At 46.1% G+C, this 20,498-nt stretch carries 17 protein-coding genes and 1 riboswitch; of the genes, 3 read left to right on the top strand and 14 right to left on the bottom strand.

Annotated features, from left to right (window positions below):
- Positions 1-133 precede the first annotated feature (133 nt).
- The 6 genes from G519_RS0128010 to ilvA form a co-directional block, all read right to left on the bottom strand.
- Positions 134-1,117 carry an ABC transporter permease gene (locus G519_RS0128010; protein WP_029197510.1) on the bottom strand — a complete coding sequence of 328 codons (984 nt, stop codon included), beginning with the start codon at positions 1,115-1,117 and terminating at the stop codon, positions 134-136.
- Position 1,118: 1 nt separating this feature from the next.
- Positions 1,119-2,198: an ABC transporter permease gene (locus tag G519_RS0128005; RefSeq protein ID WP_029197509.1), complete on the bottom strand. Its 1,080-nt coding sequence runs from the start codon at positions 2,196-2,198 to the stop codon at positions 1,119-1,121.
- Positions 2,191-3,732, bottom strand: coding sequence for an ABC transporter ATP-binding protein (locus G519_RS0128000; RefSeq protein ID WP_029197508.1), 1,542 nt, complete (start codon positions 3,730-3,732; stop codon positions 2,191-2,193). Before G519_RS0128000 ends, G519_RS0128005 begins: the two co-directional genes overlap by 8 nt.
- A 129-nt stretch (positions 3,733-3,861) precedes the next feature.
- Positions 3,862-4,935 carry a BMP family lipoprotein gene (locus tag G519_RS0127995; RefSeq protein ID WP_029197507.1) on the bottom strand — a complete coding sequence of 358 codons (1,074 nt, stop codon included), beginning with the start codon at positions 4,933-4,935 and terminating at the stop codon, positions 3,862-3,864.
- Positions 4,936-5,192: 257 nt separating this feature from the next.
- On the bottom strand, positions 5,193-6,731 hold the full coding sequence (locus tag G519_RS44865) for a putative bifunctional diguanylate cyclase/phosphodiesterase (RefSeq protein WP_051253751.1): 1,539 nt from the start codon (positions 6,729-6,731) through the stop codon (positions 5,193-5,195).
- A gap of 132 nt (positions 6,732-6,863) precedes the next feature.
- Positions 6,864-6,952, bottom strand: a riboswitch (cyclic di-GMP riboswitch).
- Between the two features lie 62 nt (positions 6,953-7,014).
- Positions 7,015-8,271, bottom strand: coding sequence for a threonine ammonia-lyase IlvA (ilvA, locus tag G519_RS0127985; RefSeq protein WP_029197506.1), 1,257 nt, complete (start codon positions 8,269-8,271; stop codon positions 7,015-7,017).
- A 167-nt stretch (positions 8,272-8,438) separates the two neighbouring features.
- Here ilvA and G519_RS51360 point away from each other — a divergent pair, with 167 nt between their 5' ends.
- On the top strand, positions 8,439-8,600 hold the full coding sequence (locus G519_RS51360; protein WP_164826787.1) for a hypothetical protein: 162 nt from the start codon (positions 8,439-8,441) through the stop codon (positions 8,598-8,600).
- A 146-nt stretch (positions 8,601-8,746) separates the two neighbouring features.
- Here G519_RS51360 and G519_RS44860 read toward each other — a convergent pair whose 3' ends face one another.
- A complete protein-coding gene (locus tag G519_RS44860; RefSeq protein ID WP_051253750.1) occupies positions 8,747-11,107 on the bottom strand; it encodes an S-layer homology domain-containing protein in 2,361 nt (786 codons plus the stop codon).
- A 249-nt stretch (positions 11,108-11,356) separates the two neighbouring features.
- Positions 11,357-12,070 (bottom strand): 23S rRNA pseudouridine(2604) synthase RluF, encoded by a 714-nt coding sequence (rluF, locus tag G519_RS0127970; RefSeq protein ID WP_029197505.1) that lies wholly within the window; start codon positions 12,068-12,070, stop codon positions 11,357-11,359.
- 161 nt (positions 12,071-12,231) lie between these two features.
- Between rluF and G519_RS0127965 the strand changes: the two genes are divergently transcribed.
- Positions 12,232-12,855 carry an NAD(P)-dependent oxidoreductase gene (locus G519_RS0127965; protein ID WP_029197504.1) on the top strand — a complete coding sequence of 208 codons (624 nt, stop codon included), beginning with the start codon at positions 12,232-12,234 and terminating at the stop codon, positions 12,853-12,855.
- 476 nt (positions 12,856-13,331) lie between these two features.
- On the opposite strand, the gene G519_RS0127960 is transcribed toward G519_RS0127965, so the two are convergent.
- The 4 genes from G519_RS0127960 to G519_RS0127950 form a co-directional block, all read right to left on the bottom strand.
- Positions 13,332-13,643 carry a hypothetical protein gene (locus G519_RS0127960; protein WP_029197503.1) on the bottom strand — a complete coding sequence of 104 codons (312 nt, stop codon included), beginning with the start codon at positions 13,641-13,643 and terminating at the stop codon, positions 13,332-13,334.
- 327 nt (positions 13,644-13,970) lie between these two features.
- On the bottom strand, positions 13,971-14,030 hold the full coding sequence (locus tag G519_RS52495) for a putative holin-like toxin (RefSeq protein ID WP_235549202.1): 60 nt from the start codon (positions 14,028-14,030) through the stop codon (positions 13,971-13,973).
- A 297-nt stretch (positions 14,031-14,327) separates the two neighbouring features.
- Positions 14,328-16,382, bottom strand: coding sequence for an ABC transporter ATP-binding protein (locus G519_RS44855; RefSeq protein ID WP_051253749.1), 2,055 nt, complete (start codon positions 16,380-16,382; stop codon positions 14,328-14,330).
- 37 nt (positions 16,383-16,419) lie between these two features.
- Positions 16,420-18,165 (bottom strand): ABC transporter ATP-binding protein, encoded by a 1,746-nt coding sequence (locus G519_RS0127950; protein ID WP_029197502.1) that lies wholly within the window; start codon positions 18,163-18,165, stop codon positions 16,420-16,422.
- 556 nt (positions 18,166-18,721) lie between these two features.
- Here G519_RS0127950 and G519_RS50560 point away from each other — a divergent pair.
- Complete coding sequence (locus G519_RS50560; protein WP_154669620.1) at positions 18,722-18,898, top strand: hypothetical protein; 177 nt, start codon at positions 18,722-18,724, stop codon at positions 18,896-18,898.
- A gap of 102 nt (positions 18,899-19,000) precedes the next feature.
- Here the strand turns inward: G519_RS50560 and G519_RS51695 are convergent, their stop codons facing one another.
- Entirely contained in the window at positions 19,001-19,489 is a 489-nt protein-coding gene (locus G519_RS51695) for a DUF2231 domain-containing protein (protein ID WP_029197501.1), read from the bottom strand.
- A 169-nt stretch (positions 19,490-19,658) separates the two neighbouring features.
- A complete protein-coding gene (locus tag G519_RS0127930; protein ID WP_036633970.1) occupies positions 19,659-20,498 on the bottom strand; it encodes a M56 family metallopeptidase in 840 nt (279 codons plus the stop codon).

Genomic DNA, 20,498 nt, shown 5'->3' with positions numbered 1-20,498 from the left:
GGAATTTCGCCATGTTTCGACATTTTCCCTGTATTTCCCGACACGTCACGTGTGGTAATTATTGACATTTACAGTAACAAAAAAAACATGCACAGCCGCGGGATTACTCCCATAGCCATGCATGTTTTTAATTTTATCGCTTACCTGGATCGTAAGGTTCACCAAGGGCTGATGGAGCTTTAGCCCGGCCTACTGCGCCTGCCAGTACTAAAATTGTCAGTACATATGGCAGCATGTAGAGGAATTCCTGCGGAATATTTTTCGAGAATTCGAACAAACGCATGAAGTTGTTGAGCGCCTGCGCCATTCCGAAGAAGACTGCTGCGCCCAGCGCGCCAACTGGATGCCATTTACCGAAAATCATCGCGGCCATCGCTATAAACCCTTGACCTGAGATCGTGTTGTGCGAGAAGGCACTTGTTGTCGTGAGTGTAATGGTCGCCCCGCCAAGTCCGCCTAAAAGACCGCTAATCAATACAGCGGTGTATCGAATACGCTTTACTTTAACCCCTACGGTATCCGCGGCACTCGGGTGTTCCCCAACGGAACGAAGACGCAAACCGAATGGTGTCTTGAACAGCACATAGTAAGTAATTGCGACGAGAATCAATGCAATGTAAGTTGTCGGATAGGCATTGAAGAAGGCATATCCGATATACGGTATTTTGGACAAAATCGGTATTTCCCATTTGGAAAACACTTCTTTTAACGTTTCGGTTTGACCAGCACCATTGAACAGCACTTTGACCAAATACAACGTTACGCCAGCTGCCAAGAAGTTAATCACAACACCGCTGATGACTTGATTGGCTTTGAAGGAAATCGTTGCTACCGCATGAATCAGAGCGAAAATGAGCGCAAATAGCATGGCAGTCAGTAAACCGATCCATGGGGACCAGATACCCATATTCGCCTCTTGTGCATAATAAGCACCCACCGCTGAAGCAAATGCCCCAGAAACCATGAGGCCCTCAATCCCGATATTAACTACTCCGGAGCGCTCCGAGTAAATCCCACCCAAGGCTCCAAAGATGAGCGCCGTCGAATAGACGAGCGTCGTGTTGATCAGTTCACTAAATTTCGTGAAAAACGCGTTAAGCATGGTGAGCAGGTCCATGTTACGTAGCCCTCTCTTTCTTGCGTTTACTATAGAACGGGATGAGCACCCATTTAACGATACCTTGAGTTGCAACGAAGAAGATAACCGAACCGATGACAATTCGGATAATCTCAGGCGGCACATCCGCACCGAAACTCATGCCTGCTGAACCATAAGACAGTCCACCGAACAGTGCAGCTCCAAGGACAATCCCTATTGGGTTGTTAGCGCCTAGCAGGGATACTGCAATCCCATCAAACCCGTACCCTGGGAAGCCTGCTGAAACAACTTGATAATGGAATACACCAAGGACTTCAAACACGCCCGCAAGCCCGGCAAAAACGCCCGAGATAAACATTGCTTTAACAATGTTCTTCTTTACATTCATTCCGGCATATTTCGCGGCATCGATATTATGACCAACTGCGCGCAGCTCGTAGCCTTGCTTTGTTTTCCACAAAATGATATAGAATACAATTGCTGCGAGTATCGCAATGAGTGTACCCCAGTGCATCCTCGCATTATCTAGCATGGCCGACAGCCATGTGATGCTCAGAGATGCCGAGTCTTGGATCATATAGGAGCGCTGCTGCTTCGGCTCTAGAAGAAATTGATTAATGATATAATTCGACAGGAACAAGGCGATCCAGTTCAACATAATCGTTGTAATAACTTCATTAACTCCGCGCTTTGCTTTCAAATAGCCCGCAATAGCTCCCCACAGTCCACCAATAAGTGCACCGACAATAACAGCTAACGGAGCATGAATGATCCACGGAAGACCTGTCACTTTGACACCGATAAAAGTAGCTCCCGTCATGCCCATGACGAATTGCCCTTCGGCACCGATATTAAACAAGCCTGTACGAAAAGCGAATGCAACGGATAGTCCCGTTAAAATAAGTGGGGTAATTGCACGAATGGCCTCACCCATATCATACGCATTACCGAAAATACGAGAAAATAGCGCTCCATAGGCGGCAATTGGATTATATCCGCCTGCCAGCATCACGAGTGCTCCGAATAACAGCCCAAGTATAATCGCCACGATCGGATTCACCGTTGATTCACTTGTAAAAATGCGAGCAACCTTATTCATGAGCAGCTCCTTTCTCTGTGCGCTTACTGCCAGCCATGAGAAGTCCAATCTCTTGATCGTTCGTCTCCTGCGGCAGCACTTCTCCCACAATCTGTCCTTCATAGATGACGGCAATGCGATCCGACACATTCATAATTTCATCCAGCTCAAAAGAAATCAACAGAACCGCTTTGCCTTTGTTCCGCTGCTCGATCAATTGACGATGCACGAATTCGATGGCACCGACATCCAATCCCCGCGTCGGTTGCGCGGCAATGAGAAGATTAGGATTTTTGTATATTTCCCTGGCAATAATCGCCTTTTGTTGATTACCACCCGACAAAGATCGCGCTTTATTGTAGATACTTGGCGTTCTAACGTCGAACTGCTTGATCAACGCTTCCGCATGGCGATCGATAGCTTCATAATTCAAGAAGCCAGCTTTGTTATACGCAGGATGAAAATACGTTTCCAGCACCATGTTCTCGCTCATTGTAAAATCGAGCACGAGTCCGTGCTTGTGCCGGTCCTCAGGAATATGCGACAATCCAGCCTCGGAGATTTCTCTCGGCGTATGGTTGGTAATATCGCTACCCATCAGAAGCACACGACCGCTATCAATGGAACGAAGCCCCGTTAACGCCTCGATTAATTCACTCTGCCCGTTGCCATCAACACCGGCAATGCCCAGAATTTCTCCGGCTTTCACCTCAAAGTTAAGCCCTTTCAGAGCAGGCAAGCCCTGCTGGTTACGCGCGACTAGTTCTTGCACCTGAAGAACGGGTTCTCCAAGCTTCACATCCTGCTTGTTCACTTTGAAGGAGACATCGCGCCCAACCATCTTCTCCGCCAGGATCTGTGGATTCGTCTTCGAAATTTCTAACGAATCAATCACTTTACCTCTACGAATGATTGTCACGGTATCGGCAATCTCCATAATTTCTTTCAGCTTATGTGTAATGAGAATGATGGATTTGCCTTCTTTGACAAGATTGCGCATAATGACCATCAATTCACTAATCTCTTGCGGCGTTAGTACAGCTGTAGGTTCATCAAAAATAAGTATATCGGCGCCGCGATACAGCGTTTTCAATATTTCCACGCGCTGCTGCATGCCGACGGAGATATCTTCAATTCTCGCTTTTGGATCCACACGCAAACCATATTGCTCCGATAACTTGCGTACTTTGTCTTGCGCTGTTTTGTAGTCGATTTTCGACCCTTTTTTGGGCTCCATGCCCAAAATGATGTTTTCTGTCACGGTAAATGGCTGAATCAGCTTGAAATGCTGATGCACCATACCGATGCCAAGCTCGATAGCACGATTCGGGCTATCAATAAAGACTTCCTTGCCTTGCACTTTAATATTACCTTCATCCGGCTGATAAAGTCCGAATACAATGTTCATTAGTGTTGATTTACCCGCACCATTTTCGCCAAGCAAGGCATGAATTTCACCCTTCATCAGCTTTAAACTAATGGCATCATTCGCCACTATTCCTGGAAACCGCTTCGTAATGTTGCTAAGTTCAACAACAGGGACTACTTCACTCATCAGATCACCCTAAGGATCAATTTTTTTAATTACCTCTAAAACTAAAGAACAAGGCTAGTTATTATAACTAGCCTTGTTTGAACAGAAGCAAACCTATCGTTCGTAACCGCAACGCCCTTTATACCTAAATTAAGGTTTTTCAGGAACTTTGATTTCGCCGCTAATAATTTTTGCTTTGTACTCATCCACTTTTTTCAAAATTTCCGCGGATACATTTTTCTTGGAAGTTTCAGGAAGGCCTACACCGTCATCTTTCAGACCAAGTGTAACCACTTTACCACCTTGGAATTTGTTGTCGATAATATCTTTGGAAACACGAATAACTGCTGTATCAACACGTTTCAACATGGAAGTCAATGTAACTTCATCGCCGAACTCAAGGGATTGGTCTTTATCTACGCCGATAACCCAAACCTTTTTACCGTTTTTCACGCGGTCTTTCGCTTCGTTGAATACACCATTACCTGTGGAACCAGCTGCGTGGAAAATAACATCAGCGCCATCGTTGTAGATCGTTGCTGCTGCTGCTTTACCAAGGTCTGGCTTATCAAAAGCGCCTGTATAGTTAATTTGAATTTTAGCATTTGGATTAACCGCTTTAACGCCAGCTACGAAACCAGCTTCAAAACGTTTGATAACCGGGATGTCGATACCGCCAACGAAACCGATTTTGTTTGATTTTGTTGTTAGACCTGCAACTACCCCAACAAGGTAAGAACCTTCTTGCTCAGAGAATGTTACGGATTCTACGTTTGGAGCTTCAACGACATTATCAATGATCGCTAATTTAGCATTTGGGTTTTGTGTGGCAACTGTTTTTAGCGCATCGCCCATCAAGAAGCCGATACCCCAAGTCAGGTTGTAGCCGTCTTTAACGAATTGATTTAAGTTAGGCGTGTAATCTGCATCGCCTTTACTTTCCAGGTTTTTCACTTTAACGCCTGTTTGTTTCTCAAGCGCCTTCAAGCCTTCCCATGCACTTTGGTTAAAAGATTTATCGTTGACGCCACCAATATCGGTAACCATACCGATTTTGAAGTCTTTACCGCTGTTGTTGCTAGGTGCTGCTGAAGCTGTTGCAGCCGCTGAAGTAGCCGGAGTTGCTGAAGCCGCCGGATTCGTTGTATCTTTTTTGGCACAGCCGGAAAGAGCCAATGCAGAAACCGTTACAGCCATAAGAGCTGTCGAAAGCATTTTCTTCATCGTTATTACCCCCATAGAATCATTTAATTTAAAACCATGAACTCTTACATTGTAGGTTGACCAAAATTAGTTAAATTATGTAAGACTGGCTATAGCATGAGTGTATCATTTTGAAACCCAAGATAAAAGCGATACACCAGCAAAACAACATAATTCGTTATGTCATACAAGTTGACACGGTCTTTTTGTAAGCCCCTACAATATAGGTTCCAAGCCCCAATTATTTATTATACTACCACTGGTTAATAAAATCTAGATTACCCTTTGTTAATTTTATCGTTCATTAGTCTCATGAATTCCTTGGGACCTAAAGGGCTGCTGAACAGCATTCCTTGCACTTCCGTACACTGCAAAAGTCTCAAATGCTCCAGTTGTTCTTCCGTTTCGACACCCTTTGCAATTAAATTCAGGCCTAGCCGGTGAGCCATGCGATTAATGGCAGCAGCCAGGAGCTGATTCTCATCGTCATCTACCAAATCCCGAATTAATGTGCTGTCCAATTTAACGCTATCGAGTGGCATTCCTTCGAGCCCGCTTCTTGTAAATAGGCCTGTACACAAGTCATCCATCACGATACGCACACCGAATTTCTTCAGCATAATCAATTTTTCGCTAGCCTCTTGTACATTGGACGATGTGATACTTTCTGTAAGGTCCAGTTCCACTAACATCGGATCAATACCTGTTTCTTTCAAAACGACGGCAATTTCATTAATAAAATGCTCATCTTTAAACTGCGAAGATGTAACTGCCAGGGTCATTCTCAGCGGTGAGTAGCCCTCGTCCTGCCAGGTTCTCATCTGTTGGCACGCCGTTCGTACAGCCCATTTCCCGATAGGTATCATGAAGCCCATTTCCTCGGCCGCTTTCTTCCAATCCATGCTCGGTGCGAGGAGGTCGTCTCCCCTGCTCCAATGAATAATCGCTTCCATTCCGATTAATTTCCGGTTTGTTATTTCATATTGAGGCTGATATAGGAGTTCAAGCCAGTTGTTGTCTAAGGCCTGTCGCAGCTCTTTCTCCATGTGAGCTTTGCTCTTCACCATGGCATCGATGTCAGAGGCATAGAATTGGAACTGGTTATGTCCCCGATTTTTGGCCGCATACATCGCTTCATCTGCATACGCCATGAGCTGCTCAGGCAGCTTGCCATCTAACGGATACAGAGCTATCCCTATGCTAGCTGTTATAGTTACTGGCATTCCATCTAGAATAAAAGGCTCTTCCAGAGCCATTTGAATTCGGGAAGCTACTACTCTTGCGTCTTCTGGCTTTGCAAATGATTCCAGTAAAATAGTAAACTCGTCGCCACCTTGTCGGTACACCGTATCTGATCCCCTCAGGCAGCCCACCAAACGTTCTGCTGCAAGGCGAATTAAACGATCACCGTAGGCATGACCTAATGAATCGTTGACGTCCTTGAATTTGTCCATGTCCAAAAACATAACAGCTGCCAGTTGTTCCTTACGCTGTGCATGCAGAAGTGCCCGCTCCAGTCGATCATTAAACAATCGGCGATTAGGTAATCCCGTCAATGTATCATGATAGGCCAGAAAGGCTAGTTGTTTGCTCTTTTCTTCCTGCTCTTTACTTGTAAGCAGCAAGCGATGGATACTCTTCGCAAAAAATAGACAGATTAGCGCTTGAACAAGCATACTAATGAAAACATAAGGCGAGAAGGAGAAAGAGGAAACAGCAAGTAGATTAATGGTCAACAAAAAGAAGCCCAGTACGCCTAAATAGGCTAGCGTTTGGGCCTTCATATGCTGTATCCACTTAGAAAGTATGCCTCTCATTCTCGAACCTCCTTATCTGATATGAAAAAACCTCTATCGAACCATTCAAAGATGAGCGACCGCGTTTAACGTGGTCAAAAAAAAGGCTATTCCGAATCGGAATAGCCGTAGGTTTTAGGTAAACTGCAACCTGTCGGCAGCCCAGCCATCATTGTTGCGAGGGCAACCTTAGATCTGCAGCTTTGCGTCCTTACCTTTCGATAAGTTTGCCTTTTAAGATATAATGGAATTAAATGGGACTAATTAACTATATCATACTCATTCCACGTTTGGCTATTTTTGTTTAAATAAGTAAGTTAAAGAGCTTGGGGTCCTTATTTATTTCTATATAGCCATAATCTTTCTGGGAAAGGCGCTCAATAAGCCCCTCATAATCATCTTTATTTTTGAGCTCAATGCCGACCAGCGCCGGAGCATCGTCTCTATTATTTTTTTTCGTATACTCAAATCGGGTAATATCGTCTGTGGGTCCTAAGACTTCTTCCAGAAATTCGCGCAAGGCCCCAGCACGCTGCGGGAAATTAAGAATAAAATAGTGCTTCAAGCCTTCATACACGAGCGATCTTTCTTTAATCTGCTGCATACGGTCAATGTCATTGTTGCCGCCGCTGATGATACAGACCACATTCTTACCGCGAATCTGCTCCCGATAAGCATCAAGTGCTGCAACAGGAAGTGCGCCAGCAGGCTCAATAACAATGGCGTTATTGTTGTAAAGCTCCAGAATAGTTGTACATTCCTTGCCGGAAGGAACAATGACGATATCCTCCAGCTTTTCTTTACAAATGTCAAAAGTGAGCTCGCCCACTTGCTTCACGGCCGCGCCGTCTACAAACTTCTCGATCGTGGATAAGGTCACGACCTTCCCCTGCTTGAGCGCTTCCGTCATGCTTGCCGCGCCCTCCGGTTCAACACCGATGATGCGTGTTCGTGGAGAGACACTATCCACATAGGTCGCCACACCCGCCACAAGACCGCCTCCGCCAATCGTTGCGAAGATAAAGTCAGGAGATTCGGGCATTTGATTCAAAATCTCGAGGCCAACTGTGCCTTGCCCGGCAATCGTACGGACATCATCGAAGGGGTGAATGAACACCTTATTCTCTTGAGCACAGTAGGCTTTGGCCTGGTTAGAGGAATCATCGAAGGAATCCCCTGTGAGAATAACTTCAACAAAAGACCCGCCAAATAGCTTAACTTGGGAAATCTTTTGTCTAGGCGTTGTCGTTGGCATGAAGATTTTGCCTTCAATACCAAGCTGTTTACAGGAATAAGCCACGCCCTGCGCATGATTGCCGGCGCTCGCACACACGACACCCGCTTCGCGTTCCTCCGGTGTTAAGCTTTGAATCACGTTATACGCTCCACGAATTTTGAAAGAACGAACAATTTGCATATCTTCACGTTTAAGATAAACGTTGCATTCATACAAGTTAGAGAGCAGCTCATTGCGTTGCAAAGGCGATGGTTCGATCACCCTGCTGAGCACATGATTGGCCCTAATAATATCTTCCAAACCTACTTTACTGGAAACAACCATTTTCTCTTACTTCCTTTCTCCACATTGTGCAATTAAAGTTTTAAAGATTATTGTAGCACAACTCTCGCCACCTGTACGAAAATAATATTGGCAGCGCTCTTTCCTCTGTTTCACTTCGTGCCCAGCAGGGTATTACATAGCAATACAACTTCAAAGGAGTGATTCAAATGTCGACTCAACCTCGTAATATCGATATCGAAGAACGCCATGTGGAGAAGAAATCGGATTCCAGTTTAGTTGCTTCTACTTTCATCAAATATGCTGCTTACATCGTCATCATTTTCGGCGTTCTGTATTTCCTAGTTCGATATGTGTTCCCAATGCTCTAGAGCTAGGACGTAAGTTCCCATCAGAGAGGGTACGATAATATCTGCTGCCTGCTCAACTACAAGAAGCCTCTAACCACTATTAAGTGGATTAGAGGCTTCTTTATTGACTATGAGAGGAGTTAATGAACTCCCCTCAACCGCTTAATTTAGTAATAGTAGCGAGGCTGTTCCTGAAGCTCAGACCGTCTTTGCAAGAAGCGGTAGAAGGCGCTGGCCGCCTGTGCTTTCGTCACTTCTTGCCCAGGTACGAATTGTCCCTCGTCCAGAGTCATAATATTCAGCCCCACCACAATAGCTGCGTCACCCACATGCTTAAGCTTAGCAGCATCTGCGAAATTACTATTGAAAATACCGTCGAACTTCGTCAGGCTCTTATACCCAAGCGCCTTCACAATTAGCTGTGCCATTTCTTCCCGATTCATCGCAGCTTCCGGGTTGAAATCAGCACCTACATCCAGCAAACCGCGATCAACCGCATTTTCGACATAGGCAAAATAAGGAGAAGACTTGCTCACATCAGCGAAAGATGCTTTCCGTTCAGCCCCGTAATAAATGCCACCGTTACCGCCATTCATGGCAATAACGAGCATTTTGACCAACTCACCACGTTGAATGGTTTGATCCGGATTCACTTTGCCATCCTTCACATCCAGCGCTTGATAATCCAGCATAAGCTGAAGTTCATTTTTAGCCCAATGGTTGTCAATATCGCTTACTGTCACTTTATCCAAGGAAATCACATCACCTGTTTCACTATTCCGCCATTGACCGGTTTGCGCATCCAAGAGAAAAGGTTCACGGTTGAATTTGGGAACGAGTGAATAGACGAGCTTAGCATCTAGTTTCCCGTCTGTCTTCATATCCATGGATTGCGGGACATCCCCAGCTGCCACCATCACTCTGTACTTCTCTAGCGGAATTTCACCGATGAACCCGCTGCCTTGGGCCATATAATTCAACTTAATGTCGAACTGCGCGAGCCAAAGATCTTTGGCTTTATCGATAGCCAACACCTGCGGTTTTTGCTGAGGATAGGGCAGATTGCTGATGGAGAAGTGATAGCCAACAATTTGACCAGTCACACGATCGATGCTTACCGTCACTTCTTCATTCCCGGCATTTACGCCATCAATCACGCGCTTAAAGCTAATATCCCAATTGCGCATATGCTTCAGCTGATCTTCCGAATAATTTTTAGCCGTCTGAACACGAAGCGACAGCTGATCTGTATAAGCAGGAAGCTGCTTTTTCACAAAATCAACACCTGTTGTTATCGCAGCTTCCAGGGCAATCTTACCCTCTATATCTTTATTAGCGTCAGTTCCGTAAGGAATGTAGCTGCTGAAATTCGTAATCTCTCCAGTCTTGCTATTCACGCTAGCCCATGCGCCTTTGCCAACGATTTTAACCTTGGAATCCTTTTCAGACGTCTCATTCCAACTTAAATTCCAGTTCGAATTGGTTTCCCCCGTTTCAGGGTTCGTCGATTCATTATAGGAGGCTTCTTGGATTTTGTAGTCAGGTGATAGGTTGAAAACCGTTGTTACCTTCTTAATGGCCTCTTCCTTCGTCAGGTCCAAAGTAGCAGACGGCTTAGCAGCTAGAGGCTTGTCGGTTAACGGCTTATTCCCCTCTGTATCTTCCATCCCTTTGACTGGACTCCAGATTTCGCCTGTTTCTGCATTCAGGGAGAAGCCGCCCATCATGTAAGAAGTAATCGGCAATTTCTTGCCTTTGGCACCGTATGGAATCTGGTAAAGTAAAGAAAGATTCGCCTTATCGCGGAACTTTTGGGCAGCATTCTCCTTAGAAATCGGTGTTACATTCTGCTGAAACGTGACATTGTCATCCCAATTATAGTTATAATTCGTAACTTGCCCTTCCCCGTTGACAGTCACATTCATACCATTTGGAGCAAAAGGAACACCGCCTACAGACCGATCAAACCGAATATTGTACTGGTAATTACCATTCAGCGGCGTACGAAATGCATTCTCCTCTGCATCATTGTATACAAGCTCCTTCTGCTTATCTGGATTCACTTTGCTAATGAAGGCAGAAGCGACTTCCTTGGCAGCTTTGAAATCCACCTTTGGCGGATAGCTTGGCTTGTGGTCAGGGTCATTATCATTCACGGAAAAGGAAGTCAGCGTTCCGTCCAAGCCGTTAATCGATACGTTTAAAGAGCCGTAATTCCGATCTTTCACCATTTTAGTGTAATTAATGTTCCACGTCGGGAAATTCCGGCCATTCATGTTGTAATAAGCATTCAGACTAATGGATTGAAATGTATAGCCTTCAGGCAGCGTTATGTAGGTCTTCACTCGTTCAATGGCTTGCTCTTTGGTAATTTTGGCATCCAGCTGCTTATCCTCTTTACCTGGATTTACAGGGGGTGCAATCGACGTGCTTCCAACACCAGCTTCAACCGCCCAAACCCCAGGCGCAGCAGTGAGCAGCAGTGTAGAAGCGAGCACCAACGTTCCTGCTTGTTTGATTAATTTCAAAGTCATCTTCCTCCTCAACGTTTTACGTTCCAAAAGCTTTAGAGACATAGAGTTTCCATAATAATCCTCGACGTGTAAACCTGGAAAAAAGTTGCTTTAGAAACTAGATAACCGCTATATATTTTTATTTATACGAAATGCCACTAGATCGAAACGGTTCATGGCTAAAAAATCTAGGATAACTAACAAAAAACACATGTCTGAGAACCCTTTTATCAGGTGTTCATACATGTGCTTTTATTAACTGAACTATCGACTCGACTGGGTGTTCTCTTTGCTAAGTGTGTGCATTAAATCCTGCATTTCACCTTGCGTCAAATTCCGCCATTTGCCCACCTTCAAATTACCGAGATGGATATGCATGATCCGAACCCTCTGCAGACGCACTACGCGATACCCGAACGCCTCGCACATCCGGCGTATTTGCCGGTTAAGCCCTTGCGTGAGAATGATTCGGAAAACGCGGTCGCCAACTTGGTAAATCTCACAAGGCTTCGTCATCGTCCCCAGAATGCGAACCCCGCTGCCCATTCCTTGCAAAAACATCGGTGTAATCGGCCGATTGACCGTCACGATGTATTCTTTATCATGGTTATTCTCCGCTCGCAGAATCTGGTTTACAATATCTCCGTTATTGGTCAGAAGGATGAGCCCTTCGGAATCTTTATCCAGTCTCCCAATCGGAAAAATACGCTCCGAATGCCCAACGAAATCAACAATGTTGCCCCTGATATGCGCTTCGGTAGTACTCGTGATCCCTACAGGCTTGTTGAGAGCAATATACACATGCTCCTTCTTCTCACCGATTGGCCGACCGTCAATCCGAACCTCGTCTCCAGGGCCCACGACGCTTCCCAACCCAGCAAGCTCACCATTAATCGTAACGCGCTTCGCTTCTACCCACTTGTCCGCTTCACGTCTGGAGCAAACCCCGGTTTCGCTAATATATTTATTAATTCTCATGCTTGGGAAATTCCCTTCTATGCCGTAATCAAGTACCTACTATTATGCTGGATTCGCTCACTCGGTTCAAGTAGCATTCAAAGGGGTCGACGTAAATTCCCTCCCCGCGTGTGATAGGCGTATAATAATGGTAACTATTAACGAAACAGGGAGGCACCAACGTGCATATTCTCATACTAGGAGCCACAGGAAGAGTAGGAAGAAGAATCTTGGAAAAAGCACTAGCGGACGGCCACGAAGTCACTGCACTCGTTCGAAGCCCGGAGAAGCTGACGGGAATTCACTCCGAAGGCTTAACCTTGTTTCAAGGGGACGCTCGTAACGGAGATGATCTACATGCTGCCCTCCGCGGAGCGGAGCTGGTCATAAGCTGCCTCGGCACCGATGGCGGCACGGTGCTGACCGAGTTTACGCCTCTACTTATAGAGGCTATGAAGACACACGGCGTAAGCCGAGTTATCACTGTCGGTACAGCCGGCATTCTGCAAAGCAGAGCGCATCCCGGCTTGCTTCGCTATGAGGCGCCGGACTCCCGGCGCTCGAGGGCGCGAGCTGCCGAAGAGCATCGCAAGGCGTGGGAGCAGCTCGCTGCCTCGGGCTTAAGTTGGACAGTCGTCTGTCCAACTTATTTGCCCGACGGCGAGCCGCAAGGGCAGTACCGCATCGAGCGGGACTATTTGCCCGATGGCGGGATGTCCATCTCCGTGGGCGACACCGCGGCTTTCACGTACCGAGTTGCTCTCGAAGGCGAGTTTGTGGGATGTCGTGTGGGGATTGCTTATTAGCGGAACAGAGCAGAGCAGAACAGATAAGCAGTGCAGAACAGCGCAGAACAGCGCAGAAACAGAGCAAACAAATATTACAAACGGCTTACGCCGCCCTTGGTTGAGATTCATTTATGGTTGAGGCAAAGCAAGCTACATCCAAGAGACGTAATCCTGAAACATTCGCTTACCCATCCGTGTGATTGTTGTACTTTCTACAACTTTTGGCAAGCTAATCCGCTGTTGTCCACGTGATTGTTGCAAAAAATACAACAATATTAGCCTAAAGTAGCTCTATAGCCTATAAACTGGCTAAATTGTTGTTGAATATACAACAATCTGAGCTTTCCAAGCAGAAATCAAGGAAATTGTTGTACGCAGTACAACTTGCCTTACCTTTTTAACTTCGTCACCACACACCCCATAACCAAAATTATGTAAAAAAAACGGATGGAAGCCAGTTATCGGCCTCCATCCGTCTTTTTTTGTACGAACAACTAGTAACCTCTTCTTCCCTTCGCCAATGCCTGGATGTTGATCCAGGACACAACGATCCCAACCACACGGAAAAGGTACCCCGCTACTGGTATAAAACTCAAGAAAGCCATAACAATATTGATGACCGTCTTGGTCGTGGTCCCATTGCTTGTAAGTATGGCAAAGACCAGATTGACGAACACGAGTGGGATCACCCACGAGCACGACCACAAATATACAAACGGAATAAGACCAAGCAAGTATCCGACAGCAATAGCAATTTCGGACAGCAGCTGAAGCAGGTTTAACAATCGAATCGTTTCTGGGCGCATGATGCTCCTCCATTTCAAATAGGGAAATATTACTTATTGTAGCATAGAGCCGACAGATAGTCTTTAGTGCGGTTAAAGAGCCTTGTCCGTAGTGGAGTTCATTCTAGTTCAGATGCTGCAATTATAGAGAAAACCAATGTAGTTCGCACTTAGTAATCGGCTCATCATCTCCTTATAGTTAATAGGTTGTTTTCCCAGCATACGTAGTATGATTATAATAACAAAGAGACGGTGCGACCAACACCATCTCCTGCACAGACTTGGGTGTGAATACCCTCCGAATTGTAGAGTTAGTAAGCCACTAGCTCGTCAACCTATACGAGTGGGTTACTTCCGTTTATCGATGTATGTCAATAGCGCCAGTATAAAGCTACCGAACGCAAGCATGATTATTACAAAGTCTACCATTCGGTAGGCTTTTTCTTTACCTCAATTTCCTAAAGGGTAGTGAAACTATTGCTGATCAAATTATAGAAATACACAACCAATCTATAAGATCAATTATACGATGACAGCAACATTTCATATACCGTTTCCAAGGATAAACGACTCCGTCGTCCTTCTGGGACGAGCGCGTTTGTCAAGGTAGATGCGAAGCAAAAGTATAAAACTTATACTTTCTTATCTACTCAGAAAAGCCAAAGCCAGCCTCCGGACAATAAGTCCGACGGCTGGCTCCCTGCCCTATAACACGCTTCGCACTTCGCTTTCAGCGGCCGAGGCTGTTTCCGGATGTCCCTGCTGCAGCTGGTACATTTGGTAGTACCGACCGAGGAGCCCCATCAGCTCCTCATGGTTGCCACGCTCGACGATCTCCCCGTGGTCGAGCACAAGAATCTGGTCGGCGCTTTTAATCGTCGACAGGCGGTGGGCAATGATGAAGGTGGTCCGCCCCTTCGAAAGCACTTCGAGCGCGGCCTGAATGATGGCCTCGGTCTCCGTGTCGATGGAGGCCGTCGCCTCATCGAGTATCAGAATCGCCGGGTCGAACGCCAGCGCCCGGGCAAAAGAAATCAGCTGCCGCTGACCGGCAGACAGCGTGCTGCCCTTCTCGATCACGGGCTCATCGATGCCGTGCGGCAGGCTCTTGAACATCTCATCTGCGCCAACCTCTCGCAGCGCAGCCTCCACCCGTTCCCGGGTGATGGACGGATCGTCCAAGGAAACATTGGACGCGATCGTCCCTGTGAACAGGAACGGATCTTGCAGTACGATGCCCATATGCTGACGCAGCAGCTGTTTGGGCATCTCCCGCACATCGCGGCCGTCCACCGTGATCCGGCCTTCATTCACATCGTAGAAGCGGAAGAGCAGATTCAAGATCGAGCTCTTGCCCGATCCAGTATGACCGACAAGCGCCACCGTCTGCCCCTGTTTCGCCTCGAAGGTGATGTCCTTGAGCACATCCTCCCCTTCTTTGTAGGCGAATCGAACATGCTCGAACTTCACATTGCCCAGATAGCGATCCGATTTCTCCGCAGCCACGTCGATGCCCTGCTCATCAAGCAGCTCGAATACACGGTCAGCAGATACTAGAGCACGCTCCAAATTCGGCAGCTGATTCACAATCCCGACCATCGGATGAAACATCCGATTCAGATAATCAACGAAAGCGTACAGCACACCGACAGTGATCAATGAGTTGATTGAACTGCCCCCGACATACCAGATCAGACCGAAGAAGAATAAGTTCCGAACCACATTCATCAGGTTATGAGAGGTCAGCGAGTTCAAGCTAAGCAGTTTATTCTGATATTTCGTATATTCATCGTTCAATTGTTCGAATTCCTGGACCGTTTCCTTTTGCCGGCGAAAAGCTTGAATGATCGTCATGCCTTGAATCGCTTCATTGATCATCCCATTGATCGAGCCGATCCGCTCCCGAATTTCATGATTATAGAAGGAGGCATATTTACGGTAAACAATGATCCAAAAATAAAGCAGAGGAATAACCGGAAGTGTGAATAAAGCCAATCTGTAATCTAGAACGAATAAAGCCGCGATGATGCCCACAATGTAGATCGTACCTGTAAAAAAGTTCGCAAGCACCTGTACATACAGGTCCCTGACAGACTCCGTATCATTAGTAATCCTTGACACAATTTTGCCCGCAGGCTGATTATCAAAATAGTTGATCGGAAGTCGCTGGATTTGTGCAAAAACATCACTTCTCATGCGCTGGATAATCCGATTCGCCGCCGATTGAAGTAAATACTTTTGTCCATAGGTAAAGCCTGCACCAATAATAATTAGCAGAAAATATAAGCCTGCAAGCTTCATTAGACTGTTAAATTCCGGTTTATAGAACGTGTAAAGCTCTTGAATACTCAGCTTCTTAACGGCATACTCCGCTTCTTCCGTTCCTTGTGTAATTGTAAGCTTACCATTGTCTGCTAGCTTGCGTACGCCATCAAAGGCGATCGGCTGATCCACCCATACGAATTGGCTCCCCACCTGCAAAATGCGAACTTCCTTCCCCTTCGGCTCGCCTTCTGTGAAGTTGTCGCTTCGCTTATAAAAAACTCCACCCGCTGGGACGGCCTTATCAGTTTGCGTCGCAGACGTTGTCTCGTACCACGGCTTCTCGATACCGAGAATGTGTGTATCAATCATCTGTCTCGCGATAAAAGGTCCTGCCAGCTCCGTTGCCACCGCGACCGATAAGAATAACAACGCTATGAGCAAGGGCTTTTTGAATAACGCCGCGTATTGAAATAACCGCTTACCTGTTTGTTTCATGAGGGTTCTCACCTTCTTTTCATCGGATATCTATTTATTAAACCTTCGTCTGTTCTTCTAACTGCTGACGGTCATACTGCTCTTTATACCAGCCGCCAAGCTCGACAAGCTGCTCATGAGTACCTTCTTCAACGATATACCCCTCATCCAGCACAAGAATCCAATCCGCATGCTGAACAGCGGAGAGTCTGTGCGTCGTGATGAGTGTCGTTTTGCCGGCTCGTTCTGACCGAATGCCGCGAATGATTTCAGCCTCTGTTTTGGCGTCCACCGCAGAAAGCGCATCATCCAGCATGAGGATTTCGGGGTCTACATAAAGCGCCCTCGCAATGGAAACGCGCTGTTTCTGACCGCCGGATAAGGCGACGCCTTTTTCACCCACCAACGTTTGAAGGCCTTCTGGCAAGAACTCCACGTCCTTGCGGAACGCGGCCAGCTCAAGCGCTTGTATCAGCTCTTCCTCCGTTCCTTGGCTGCGTCCGAACATGATGTTCTCTTTTACTGTTTTGGAGAAAAGAATCGGCTCTTGCGGCACGTAACCAATCCAGCCATGCAGCGTGTCGATGGTTAATTTCTCGATCGGTGTTTCCGATATAACAATCGCACCTTGACCTAATGGATACTCTCTCAGCAGCTGTTTAAGCAGCGTTGATTTTCCGCTTCCCGTACGTCCTACAATTCCGAGCGTCTGTCCACGCTGCAGGTGGAAATTAATATTCACCAAGTTATCGATTGAAGAAGAAGGATAGCGGAACGTAACATCTTTAAAGCTAATCGAGTTCGGCAGCAGCAGCGTCGTCGCTTTGGGATCCTCTTTTACATCCGGTTTATAACCAAGTGTTTCATTCACCCGATCGAGGGAGGCATTCCCGCGCTGCATAATGTTCATTAATTCGCCAATAGCGAACATCGGCCAGATCAGCATGCCAAGGAATGTATTGAAGGACACGAGCTCTCCGAGCGTCAGTTCACTGTGAAATACCAAATATCCGCCGTAACATAATCCGATTAAGTAGGAAATGCCCACTAGGATTTTGACCGTTGGTTCAAAAAGGGCGTCGATCACCGCAACCGCAATATTTTTGCGATAGACATCGTCTGTCATCGTTTTGAAGCTTCGTTCACTGGCTTTCTCTTGGACAAAAGCACGGATGACGCGAACACCGGCTATCGTCTCCAGCACCCGGTCATTCATTTGCCCGAAGGCATTCTGAGCGAGCAAGAATCTTTCATGGATGCGTCCGCCATAGATCGTAATCGCAACGGCCATAATGGGCAGCGGGATAATCGAGGCGAACGTCAGCTTCCAGCTAATGAAGAAGCCCATCATACTTAGGATGGTAAGCATAAATAACGTCGAGTCTACGAAGGTCAAAATTCCAAAGCCCGCTGTCGTCGACACCGCTTGCAGATCATTCGTAGCTCTCGCCATCAGGTCACCCGTGCGGTTACGCTCATAGAAGGTTGGCGTCATCCGCAGCAGTTGCCTCATTAATCGGGATCGAAGAATGCGCTCCAGCACGAAAGCACCACCAAATAGCTGATACAGCCAGACGTAGGATAACCCATAGCCAGCTACAATTAGCGCCCCCCAAAAAGCGAGCAATTGGATCAATTTACTGCCCGTCAAAGTTCCCATGTGTATGCCATCAATCGCGTAGCCAATCAATTTCGGTGGAATTACATCAATGATTCCAACAATAATAAGCAGTCCAATGGCGATCGTGTAACGAATCCAATTCATTCGGAAAAACCAAGCTAATTTTTTTAATACCGTAAACATGTAATGATGTCACTCCTCTCAAATGGTGCTGTCCAAAATGACCTAAAATCCATACAAAAAAGGCACACCGCACGCAGCGATATGCCTTCTATGAAACAGAAAAGCGCTCGTTACGAACTTCTTCGTAACCCGCGCTTTTCAATAGCGTATGTGAAGGGGCGGCAGCAGCCGAACAAGCACAAATCATGCGCTTCCGGCTAACATTCGGGTTACCAAATATGAAATTGTATGGTTTTTATCTGTAAATCTGCGATGGGTAATAGGATCCATAACCATATCAATCATTTTGAAACCCTCCTTTAGTGTTGTTGTTAAAAATCATGCATGGTACGAACTTCTCTTCCAAAAGTTGTATATTCTTGCTTACAGAGGTGATCTTACCATCCTTGGCGAGTCTGTGTCAATCGGAGAAAAAGACTATAAACAAACTATCTTACCTCGTTATTTCGGATGAATTTACTCGCCTTTTAACCCCTTTGAATTGTCACACATGTTTCAAAATATGGCGGCATATCCATAGTATATAGGTTCATAGCGCATAGGGGAGTGGATGTGCATGGTCGATCAAGTGTTTGCTCTGATGGGCTGGATTGTCGCTTTTGGAGTTGTTATCGGGGGAGTCATCGCCGGCATTGCGCGCTTTGTCGAAAGAGATTCGATACAGTACGATATGACATTTTTGTGGAAGCATCGTTATACGCTGGAGGAGCTGGAGCTGGTTCGGGGCAAGTAGTTTTGGGCTTCATCCTGTTGGTCATGCTAATCCACTCTAGACAAGCAAAGCAAAAAAAAGGGCTATCCACAAGGCCGCAAGCCTTTGGACAACCCTTTTTTATTATTTCGCTGGTGCTGCTGTAGCCGCTGGTGCAGTGGATGCTGCTGGAGCTGCTCCTGGTGATGCAGCAGGCACAGCCGTCTTAGCTGGAACCGGTTTATGCACCATTTGTCCGCCAATGTGCCCTGTATAGCCAACGAGGATAACTGCCGCTAGCGAACCAATCAAGTAGATAGGGTTACGACCCAATTCTTTCTTTTTCCAGATCAATAAACCAACGCGTACAATCGCTAACACGATTGACAAAACCATCGTTAATTTCGCATAAAACTCATGCGGAACCACTAGTGGATTACGCCATGGGGATGGGCCTGTTAGGACACTTGCGATAGCCCCGAGCGCGCCCACAACTAGGCAAAGCATACCAGCGGAGTGCCATTCACGTTTTTTCGCGATCATTGCGATTAAGTCAAAAATAAAACTAAAAACAAGAAGTGCGATGGGTACATGTGTTACGATGTAGTGTAAATTTTTCAAGATATAATCCATTAATCTCTCTCCCCCATATTAAAAACTATGTACGATTTCACACTACAAAGTGTAGTTTTGGATATCCGAAAAGTCAAGACTTTTCAGCATTTTTTGTCGAAGCCCGTCAACTTATCTGACATGGGCTCCGACTGCTAAATGTAAACCAATAGTATCAGGGTATCTTATCTTAGATAAGACCCACAAGTAAAATAATTGTTAAGAGCGAAATAAGCAGCCGAATAAGAGGCCATTTGAATGGGAGTTTCATCTGTGGATCGAGAATATGCATGATACGTACATTCATTGATGTTTCTGCGAATGAGGCGTGAGATAAGGATACATGCGGTGTTGGTGATTGTTTGAGTAGTTTGAGGAGAGCACTGCCTAAATGTGCGGACTGTTTCATTTGTGTAATGGCATATTGGTCTGCCCTAAGTTCAATCATAATGGGGTATTTATCTGCCAACCAAGCGAATATTGGAATGTACCACATGGACTTGGATATTATCGAAAGCAGGAAGATAGCGAGAGGATCTCTATGCTCCATATGGCACTTCTCATGCTCGATAACAGCGTGCAGCTCGTTAGGTTCCAGCATGTCCATAAGTCCGGATGATAGGATCATCCGCGGCTTCCACAGCCCTATCGTCATCGCGATGGGAGCTTTGTAGGAAATGATCTGGAAACGACCTTCAGCAAGCTGAAATTTATCGCGGTATTGCTCTGTTAGATGAGGGTCTTGATACCTTTCTACGAGCTTCATAGATTTAATGGAACCGAGGAAATGACGAGCCGAAATCCAAAGGACTGCACTAAATGAGTAGAGGATAAGGGCATTCACTGCATGCCAAGCAACGGGAGCAGGGACATGAAGATCTTTGAATAAAATGACACATAAATCAAATATATTAAATAACGATTTCCATTTGAAAATTTGCTGGAGCGCGTAGAGTAACATTTGTCCTAAAATAGCCCCCGATAAGGCGAGTGACGCAGCATACAACCATTTGAACCGCGTTTCCAACAT

The organism is Paenibacillus alginolyticus DSM 5050 = NBRC 15375 (assembly GCF_000422905.1).
Classification (GTDB): domain Bacteria; phylum Bacillota; class Bacilli; order Paenibacillales; family NBRC-103111; genus Paenibacillus_E; species Paenibacillus_E alginolyticus.
The sequence above is the reverse complement of the archived record's forward strand: the minus strand, read 5'-3'. Positions and strand labels throughout refer to the sequence as shown.

Bases quoted from the DNA above. Each gene is read 5' to 3' on its own strand.
- G519_RS0128010 (WP_029197510.1), bottom strand. From the start codon at position 1,117: ATGGACCTGCTCACCATGCTTAACGCGTTTTTCACGAAATTTAGTGAA.
- G519_RS0128005 (WP_029197509.1), bottom strand. From the start codon at position 2,198: ATGAATAAGGTTGCTCGCATTTTTACAAGTGAATCAACGGTGAATCCG.
- G519_RS0128000 (WP_029197508.1), bottom strand. From the start codon at position 3,732: ATGAGTGAAGTAGTCCCTGTTGTTGAACTTAGCAACATTACGAAGCGG.
- G519_RS0127995 (WP_029197507.1), bottom strand. From the start codon at position 4,935: ATGAAGAAAATGCTTTCGACAGCTCTTATGGCTGTAACGGTTTCTGCA.
- G519_RS44865 (WP_051253751.1), bottom strand. From the start codon at position 6,731: ATGAGAGGCATACTTTCTAAGTGGATACAGCATATGAAGGCCCAAACG.
- ilvA (WP_029197506.1), bottom strand. From the start codon at position 8,271: ATGGTTGTTTCCAGTAAAGTAGGTTTGGAAGATATTATTAGGGCCAAT.
- G519_RS51360 (WP_164826787.1), top strand. From the start codon at position 8,439: ATGTCGACTCAACCTCGTAATATCGATATCGAAGAACGCCATGTGGAG.
- rluF (WP_029197505.1), bottom strand. From the start codon at position 12,070: ATGAGAATTAATAAATATATTAGCGAAACCGGGGTTTGCTCCAGACGT.
- G519_RS0127960 (WP_029197503.1), bottom strand. From the start codon at position 13,643: ATGCGCCCAGAAACGATTCGATTGTTAAACCTGCTTCAGCTGCTGTCC.
- G519_RS44855 (WP_051253749.1), bottom strand. From the start codon at position 16,382: ATGAAACAAACAGGTAAGCGGTTATTTCAATACGCGGCGTTATTCAAA.
- G519_RS0127950 (WP_029197502.1), bottom strand. From the start codon at position 18,165: ATGTTTACGGTATTAAAAAAATTAGCTTGGTTTTTCCGAATGAATTGG.
- G519_RS50560 (WP_154669620.1), top strand. From the start codon at position 18,722: ATGGTCGATCAAGTGTTTGCTCTGATGGGCTGGATTGTCGCTTTTGGA.
- G519_RS51695 (WP_029197501.1), bottom strand. From the start codon at position 19,489: ATGGATTATATCTTGAAAAATTTACACTACATCGTAACACATGTACCC.
- G519_RS0127930 (WP_036633970.1), bottom strand. From the start codon at position 20,498: ATGTTGGAAACGCGGTTCAAATGGTTGTATGCTGCGTCACTCGCCTTA.